At 38.7% G+C, this 8059-nt stretch carries 9 protein-coding genes; 8 read left to right on the forward strand and 1 reads right to left on the reverse strand.

Annotated features, from left to right (window positions below; genetic code table 11):
• The first annotated feature begins 493 nt into the window (after positions 1-493).
• From HR057_RS07480 to minD, 8 genes are all read left to right on the forward strand, one after another.
• On the forward strand, positions 494-1807 hold the full coding sequence (locus HR057_RS07480) for a hypothetical protein (RefSeq protein ID WP_173730817.1): 1314 nt from the start codon (positions 494-496) through the stop codon (positions 1805-1807).
• Between the two features lie 558 nt (positions 1808-2365).
• The gene (locus HR057_RS07485; protein ID WP_173730818.1) at positions 2366-2932 is read left to right on the forward strand and encodes a Maf family protein; all 567 of its coding nucleotides are present in this window, start codon (positions 2366-2368) and stop codon (positions 2930-2932) included.
• 35 nt (positions 2933-2967) lie between these two features.
• Positions 2968-3657, forward strand: coding sequence for a RadC family protein (radC, locus tag HR057_RS07490; RefSeq protein WP_173730819.1), 690 nt, complete (start codon positions 2968-2970; stop codon positions 3655-3657).
• A gap of 185 nt (positions 3658-3842) precedes the next feature.
• A complete protein-coding gene (locus HR057_RS07495) occupies positions 3843-4883 on the forward strand; it encodes a rod shape-determining protein (protein ID WP_173730820.1) in 1041 nt (346 codons plus the stop codon).
• A 17-nt stretch (positions 4884-4900) separates the two neighbouring features.
• Positions 4901-5785, forward strand: a complete 885-nt coding sequence (gene mreC / locus HR057_RS07500; RefSeq protein WP_173730821.1) for a rod shape-determining protein MreC — start codon at positions 4901-4903, stop codon at positions 5783-5785.
• Between the two features lie 2 nt (positions 5786-5787).
• Complete coding sequence (mreD, locus tag HR057_RS07505) at positions 5788-6315, forward strand: rod shape-determining protein MreD (RefSeq protein WP_173730822.1); 528 nt, start codon at positions 5788-5790, stop codon at positions 6313-6315.
• A 55-nt stretch (positions 6316-6370) separates the two neighbouring features.
• Entirely contained in the window at positions 6371-7054 is a 684-nt protein-coding gene (minC, locus tag HR057_RS07510) for a septum site-determining protein MinC (RefSeq protein WP_173730823.1), read from the forward strand.
• On the forward strand, positions 7054-7851 hold the full coding sequence (gene minD / locus HR057_RS07515; RefSeq protein ID WP_173730824.1) for a septum site-determining protein MinD: 798 nt from the start codon (positions 7054-7056) through the stop codon (positions 7849-7851). Before minC ends, minD begins: the two co-directional genes overlap by 1 nt.
• On the opposite strand, the gene HR057_RS16995 is transcribed toward minD, so the two are convergent.
• Positions 7844-8059: hypothetical protein (locus HR057_RS16995; RefSeq protein ID WP_230474380.1), on the reverse strand; the 216-nt coding region annotated here is incomplete at its 5' end. The genes minD and HR057_RS16995 overlap by 8 nt on opposite strands.

Raw genomic sequence — 8059 nt, forward strand, 5'->3', positions numbered from 1 at the left:
CTGCGTTTGTTTTTTATTTTAATAGAATTGTGGTTTTGGAAATTAAAGGGTGACCTTTTCAATGAGTCGGAACGGTTTTATATGGAGTGGATGAAATAATTGGGGAGACTTGAATCCGAGTTTTTTAAACAGTTGGCTATTGGCATGGGGTTAGGTTGTAGAGTGACTGTGAAGAATTGTTTTTTATCGTAGTGAGGGTCTGACAAAGAAAAGCGCCCCTGCACCAAATTTAAATGGAACTGTAACGCTTGGGAGAGCGGAAAACTAAATAATAAATTGTATTTGAACTATTAAACATGCACTGCGAGGATAGTAAATTCTATTTGACCCTCTGTATTAAATTATTATCCTTCTAAGAAGTATTTATTAATGGTTTATCACTTATGGGAAAGGATCGTTTTGAGGAGCAATTCTAAGCATATCTTTTCAATGAAAAATTCTATTTTATATGCCGAATATAGCTTCTTGAACTGAATATGAAAGAGGTGTTGGCATGGACAAGCAGAGAAAGGATCGTATTTCCATTCGCATAAATGGAAAAGAACGAATTTTTTTATCAGACGAGGAGCTAAATCAAGAAATATGTGCCGCAAAAGATAGTGAAGATGCGGTGAATGGGGTTGATATTGTTAAAGTTGATTCCTTTTTTAATGAAAATGAACGGCTGAAAGAGGATCAGTTTGTTGAAAATAAAGGCAATGCCCATCTATTAGGAGAAAATGTTGATTCGGAAAAACGGTCATTGGAGGAAAACAGCTCACATGATGAGGATCAATGGGAAGATTTTGTAGATGATATTTTATTAAATGATCGAAGGAGTAATATTATCGATTTTGAAGAAAGAAGATCGGCACGAATCAAAAATAACTCAAATGGATTTAATCAAAAAAAGACGAATGTACATTATCCAAGTAAGAAAAATATTTTTTCAAATAAAAAGAAAAAGCGGAACTTTGACCGTTTTTCGGATAAGCAAAAGGCGGTTTATAAAAAATATATTGTTTCACTCATTGGTGCAATCCTAATTGGTGTTGGATTTGGTTATATTGTTTTATCACTTTTTACTGATATGAATGATGAAAATAAAGCAGGAGAAGAAAATGGGGTTATTACTTCCGGACAAGCATTGTCTGAATATAATCCGAATAATGAAGGTTCAGAAAATACTGCTATAGGAACTGGAAGTGGTAGTTTACGAAACGCTTCTTCCGTTGATATACCAGCCTTGCGAGTAGAAGTTATTCAAGGTGGGGCTTTTGCATCTCTAAATGCTGCCAATGAACACGCATCTAGTTTAAAAGAAAATGGAACTGCCGCTGTTGTTTTACCGGAATCAGATCCAGTGTTATTGTTTATCGGTGTTGGAGGGAGTCGCGCAGAAGCCAATAGTATAGGGGAGCAATATGTGGAAAAGGGGCAAGAAATTTATATCAAGCCGTTTGAATTAGATGCTTTGGAAGTAGAAGCTGGGAAAGCTCGATCTGCAACAGGCGAGGCAGTATATGCTCAAACAGCGGTTGAATTGTACCAAAAACTTGTAGATCTTTCAGCTCAAGCATTTGAAACTGGAACGGTTGAAAAAAATAGTTGGGATTCTATTAAAGCCGAATATTCACAATGGAACAAAACGAAACCAGAAAAACTCCAACCATCCTTAGGCCAATTTGCCAACTCCATCACAGCAGCATATAAAGCCTTGGAAAGCTTTCGCACGAACAAAAATGAAGCACAACTATGGAAATCCCAGCAAGCACTCCTTGAAGGTCTCATTTCCTATAAAACGTGGCATAACGAAATGAGCCGCTAAGGGGCAGAAGGTGCCAAAGACGGTACAGGAGAGGGGGCAGGCACCGTAACGGAGATAGTGCCGCAGACGGTGCCAGGGCTGGTGCCGGAGAAGGTACATCAGAGGGGTCAGGCACCGTAACGGAGATGGTACCGCAGACGGTGCCGGAGATGGTGCCAGAGACGGTACATCAGAGGGGTCAGGCACCGTAACAGAGATGGTGCCGCAGACGGTGCCAGAGATGGTGTTTGAGAAGGTGCATTAGAGGGGTCAGGCACCGTAACGGAGATGGTACCATAGACAGTGCCAGAGATGGTGCCGGAGACGGTACACCAGAAGGGTCAGGCACCGCAAAGTAGATGGTGCATCAGAGAGTGCTGAAACTCATATATCTATTAAATTTTTAGATTTTCGTCTAAAAAGTTCAAATTTATCGTTGAAAAGGAGTCTTTTGGACTTCTTTTTTATTTTTCAGCTGGAGGAATAGAATTTCTCGAATTTGTTTTTAAATTGAATTTTTGGTATTTTACCAATATAACCATTTATGTATAAAAAATTGAAAACGGTGTGGGATTGTTGATGAGAAAATTAGTTTTGGCTTCTAGTTCTCCTAGGAGAAAAGAATTGCTTGCTTATGCAAAAATTCCATTTACAATCATGGTGAGTGAAGTAGATGAGGACTTTGATCCAAACAAAGATCCGAAAGAAATTGCGCAAGATCTTGCTTTACAAAAAGCGAAAGCAGTTTTTAATTCGGCTGACTTGGATGATGCTGTTGTCATTGGTGCAGACACAATTGTGACGGTTGATAACCAAATTTTAGGTAAACCAAAAGATGCTGAGGAAGCAAAGAACATGCTCAAAATGCTTTCTGGAAGGGAACATGTTGTCATCACCGGTGTAGCGATTGTTTCTAGTGCAAATTCAACGATTTTTTATGAGGAAACAAAAGTCCAATTTTGGGACCTAACTGATGAGGAGATTGAAGATTATATTAAAAGCGGGGAACCTTTTGATAAAGCTGGTTCTTATGGCATTCAAAACCTCGGATCGATTCTTGTGAAAAAAATTGATGGCGACTATTTTAATGTTGTAGGGTTGCCAATAGCGAGAACATATCGGGAGTTAAAAAAATTTTTTCCATAATTTTTTTATTTCCGAAAGAAATGGAGAGGAGAACAATGTCTCAATCTTCACTAATGATTAAAGATTATCCAAAAGATTCAACTCCGCGGGAACGATTAGTTGCCTATGGGCCTGAAAGTCTTTCAAATCAAGAATTATTAGCTATTTTATTAAGAACTGGAACGAAAAATGAATCGGTGATGGAATTATCGCAACGATTGTTAAAAAAATTCGACGGATTGCGAATGTTGAAAGATGCGACGATTGAAGAAATTACGAAAATCAACGGTATTGGCAGCGTCAAAGCAATTCAAATTTTGGCAGCCCTTGAACTGGGACGACGAATTAACAAACTTCGCTATGAAGAGCGTTATACCATTCGTTCCCCTGAAGATGCTGCCAAATATGTCATGGATGACATGCGTTTTTTATCACAAGAACATTTTGTTGCTATTTATTTAAATACAAAAAATCAAGTTATTCATAAACAATCCATCTTTATAGGGAGCCTCAATGCCTCCATCGTTCATCCAAGAGAAGTATTCAAAGAAGCACTCCGCAGGTCAAGCGCCTCTATTATTTGTGTGCATAATCACCCTTCTGGAGACCCTACTCCTAGCCGTGAAGATATAGAAGTAACCAAGCGATTGGTCGAATGTGGAAAAATCATCGGGATTGATGTGCTTGATCATTTAATTATTGGTGATACTAAATATATAAGCTTGAAAGAAAAAGGATATGTTTAAAAAACTATCCTTTTCTATTTTTTTGTCTTATAATAGTCTGTATGAGCTTCTGTTGTACAAGTTAGTATGAGGGAAAGGAACGGTTTAAATCTTTCAAGATGTAAAAAAATATTCTTTGTCAAAACCTTAACTCCTGCCGCTTGCATCTAACCTGTACTTATGCTGAGAAAGGAAGAGACGTAATTATGTTTGGTTTAGGTGGCTTTTCTCGTGATATGGGAATTGACTTAGGAACTGCGAATACGTTAGTTTACGTGAAAGGGAAAGGTGTCGTTGTACGCGAACCATCTGTTGTTGCTTTTCGTACAGATACTGGAACAATTGAAGCGGTCGGTAATGAAGCAAAAAATATGATTGGCCGTACACCAGGTAATATTGTTGCTTTAAGACCGATGAAAGATGGCGTAATTGCAGATTTTGAAACGACAGCGATTATGTTGAAGCATTTTATCCAGCAGGCGCAAAAAAACCAATCTGCTTTTTCACGCAAGCCAAATGTTATGGTTTGTGTACCTTCTGGAATAACAGCAGTTGAAAAGCGTGCTGTTGAGGATGCGACCGTTCAAGCTGGTGCACGTACAGCCTATACAATTGAAGAGCCGTTTGCAGCAGCTATTGGCGCTAATTTGCCGGTTTGGGAACCGACAGGCAGCATGGTTGTCGATATCGGGGGCGGAACGACAGAAGTGGCAATTATTTCACTTGGTGGAATTGTAACTAGCCAATCTGTACGCGTTGCTGGCGATGAAATGGATGACGCTATTATTCAATATGTAAAGAAAAAATATAGTTTATTGATCGGTGAACGAACTGCTGAACAGTTGAAGTTGGAAATTGGTTCGGCAGGCATGCCTGAAGGAATTGAAGATATGGAAATTCGCGGACGTGATCTTTTGTCAGGGCTTCCAAAAACGATTTCCATCAGCGCTGCAGAAGTTGCTGAAGCATTGCATGATACTGTTTATGCCATCGTTGACGCGGTGAAATATACGCTTGAAAAATCGCCACCTGAATTGGCGGCTGATATTATGGATCGCGGCATCGTTTTAACGGGCGGTGGCGCTTTATTACGGAACCTTGATAAAGTGATCAGCAATGAAACGAAAATGCCGGTGTTAGTAGCTGAAAATCCGCTTGATTGTGTTGCGGTTGGTACTGGCAAAGCGTTGGACAATCTTCACCTTTTCCGTTCTAAAGCAGGGATTACTTCAAAATCAAGAAAATAAGTAAGAAGGTGTAAATCATGCCACAATTTTTTTATAACAAACGATTAATCGTGCTATTAGTTTGCATTATTTTATTGGTGGCATTGATTGGCTTTTCAATGAAAGATCGATCGAAACTTAGTTGGCCTGAACAGGTTTTAAAAGATACGATCGGCTTGTTTCAATCGATATTACATCAACCCGCTGAATATGCAGCGGGTTTCTTTGAGAATATTTCAGAACTTAAAACTACTTTTGAAGAAAATAGATTGTTGAAAGCACGATTAGATGAGTATGTTGAATTAAATGCCAGAGTTTTGGAATTAGAAAAAGAAAATGAGCGGCTTCGTGCTATTTTAGGAAAAAAAGAAAGCTTGCGTGATTATAAGCTCATTCAAGCAAATGTGATTGCAAGAAATCCAGACTATTGGCATGAACTGATTTTTATTAATAAAGGCGAGCAGCATGGAGTTAAGAAAAACATGGCTGTCATTACATCTGAAGGAATGATCGGCAAAATAAAACAAGTTTCACAATTTACATCAACCGTTCAACTTTTAAGCGCGGTCGATCGCACAAACCGCATATCAGCCGTTGTTAAAGGCAATGCAGATATTTTCGGACTTATTGAAGGTTATGATGAAAAAAAAGGAGCTTTATTGTTTAAACGTATTCCGTATGATGTGAAAATCAACCTACAAGAAAAACAAACGGTCGTCACCTCTGGTTTAGGCGGTGTTTTTCCAAGTGGGTTAGTCATTGGAGAAATTATTGAAGTCGTACCAGACGAATATGGTTTGACGCAAATGGCTTATGTAAAGCCGTCCGCTAACTTTTTTGACATTGACCATCTTATGATCGTCGAACGGCTTTCAACGACACCAGATACAGAATTATTAGAACAAATGGAAGGGGGAATCTGAGCGTGAAAAGATTCCTTCTTGCCTGTATTATTTTTTTAGGTTTTTTGTTAGAAAGCATTTTTGTAGAGTTTTTGCCTTCTGAAAGGTTTGGGATTGATCGGATTTTTGTTCCACATTTTATGATCGTTTTGATTATGCTTATCTCTTTTTTTTATAATCGCAATAAAGCAATTATTTATGCGCTTTTCTTCGGTTTATTATTTGATATTATTTATACAAATATCATAGGGGTTTATTTATTTACATTTCCTTTAATCGTCTATCTCATTTCTTTATTTATGAAAGTATTACATACGAATTTGTTAGTTGTCTTTTTTGTCGTTTTATTTGGAATTGTGTTGTTGGAAATGAGCGTTTTCGGAATCTTGTATTTGGTAAATGTTGCGCATATGGATTGGCAGCGGTTTGTGTTGGACCGTCTATATCCAACCCTTGTTTTAAACGGCTTTTTCTTGATTCTCGTTTATTATCCAATGAAGAAATTTTTATTAAAAAAATTAATAAGTAAAGAAACCGATAAGTTGGCTTAGCATAAAGGAAAAGAGAGCATGCCTGTCGAATAAAAATGCAATGAGGTGAACGAAGATGATCGGACAAAAGCAGCAATATGTGACGATTAAAGGTACAAAAAGCGGACTTACTTTATATTTAGATGATTCCTGTTCTTTTGAGCAGCTTTTGCAAGAACTTGAGCAAAAACTGTCCACGAATGTTCAACCAGAGGATAGTCCTTTAATCTCCGTTCACATAAAAGCAGGAAACCGATATTTATCAAAAAGTGATGAAGATCAAATTCGTGAAATCATTCGCAATAAGAATAGACTTGTTGTTGAATCGCTCGAATCAAATGTGATGACGAAAGAGGAAGCTCTTGAATGGAAACAGCAAACTGATATTGTGACCGTTTCAAAAATTATTCGTTCCGGTCAAGTTTTGCAAGTTAAAGGCGATTTATTATTAATAGGTGATGTAAATCCTGGCGGCACCGTTATGGCTGGGGGAAATATTTTTATAATGGGTGCTCTAAGGGGAATCGCTCATGCAGGATGTTTCGGAAATGAAGAGGCTGTCATATGTGCCTCGTTAATGAAGCCGGTGCAGCTTAGAATTGGTGACCTTGTGACTCGCGCTCCTGATAACGAAGTGGAGGGGCATGAGATGGAATGTGCTTTTATTGATAAAAATGAGAATCAGATCGTGATCGACCGAGTTCAAGTATTGACACATCTAAGACCAAATTTAACGAGGCTTGAAAGGGGTATGATATAATGGGTGAAGCTATCGTTATTACTTCTGGAAAAGGCGGCGTCGGCAAGACGACAACAAGCGCTAATTTGGGAACGGCCTTAGCATTGTCCGGCAAAAAAGTTTGTTTAGTTGATACGGATATTGGATTGAGAAATTTAGATGTTGTGATGGGGCTTGAAAACCGAATTATTTATGATTTGGTTGATGTTGTAGAAGAACGCTGTAAACTTCAACAAGCGCTTATTAAAGATAAGCGTTTTGAATGCTTGTATTTGTTGCCGGCTGCGCAAACGAAGGACAAGTCTGCGGTTATGCCTGACCAAATGAAAAAATTGATCAACGAGTTGAAACAAGATTTTGATTACGTTTTAATCGATTGTCCTGCCGGAATTGAACAAGGTTTTAAAAATGCGGTTGCCGGAGCAGATAAAGCGATCGTTGTCACGACGCCGGAAGTTTCTTCAGTACGTGATGCTGACCGCATCATCGGCTTGCTTGAACAAGAAGAAATTGAACCGCCAAAATTGATTGTCAATCGAATTCGCCATCATATGATGAAATCTGGCGATATGCTTGATGTTGATGAAATAGTTTCCATTTTGGCGATTGATCTGTTAGGGATCGTAGGTGATGATGATACGGTAATTAAAGCATCAAACAGTGGCGAGCCCATTGCGTTAGACCCAACAAGTAAAGCTTCGATCGCCTTTCGCAATATGGCAAGGCGCATTTTAGGAGAATCGGTGCCATTGCTTCATTTGGAAGAAGAAAAAACAGGCGTATTTTCAAAAATGAAAAAGTTCTTTGGCATTAAATAATGGACAAGCCTGATATAAGAAGATGCTGTTTAATAAGTCCAAATAGATGAAGAAAAAGTTGAGAAGGCAAGTGATGGAAAGCAACTATTTCCATCACTTGCCTTTTTTTGTTTGGGTTGTCAGAGGTGTGGGTTTGGGTGCCAGACCCCTCTGGTGTACCATCTCTGGCACCGTCTCCGGCACCAACTGTGGTGCGGTGCCAGACCCC

This window comes from Calidifontibacillus erzurumensis, assembly GCF_013303125.1.
GTDB classification, from domain to species: Bacteria; Bacillota; Bacilli; order Bacillales; family Bacillaceae_J; genus Calidifontibacillus; species Calidifontibacillus erzurumensis.

Bases quoted from the DNA above. Each gene is read 5' to 3' on its own strand.
- HR057_RS07480 (WP_173730817.1), top strand. From the start codon at position 494: ATGGACAAGCAGAGAAAGGATCGTATTTCCATTCGCATAAATGGAAAA.
- HR057_RS07485 (WP_173730818.1), top strand. From the start codon at position 2,366: ATGAGAAAATTAGTTTTGGCTTCTAGTTCTCCTAGGAGAAAAGAATTG.
- radC (WP_173730819.1), top strand. From the start codon at position 2,968: ATGTCTCAATCTTCACTAATGATTAAAGATTATCCAAAAGATTCAACT.
- HR057_RS07495 (WP_173730820.1), top strand. From the start codon at position 3,843: ATGTTTGGTTTAGGTGGCTTTTCTCGTGATATGGGAATTGACTTAGGA.
- mreC (WP_173730821.1), top strand. From the start codon at position 4,901: ATGCCACAATTTTTTTATAACAAACGATTAATCGTGCTATTAGTTTGC.
- minC (WP_173730823.1), top strand. From the start codon at position 6,371: ATGATCGGACAAAAGCAGCAATATGTGACGATTAAAGGTACAAAAAGC.
- minD (WP_173730824.1), top strand. From the start codon at position 7,054: ATGGGTGAAGCTATCGTTATTACTTCTGGAAAAGGCGGCGTCGGCAAG.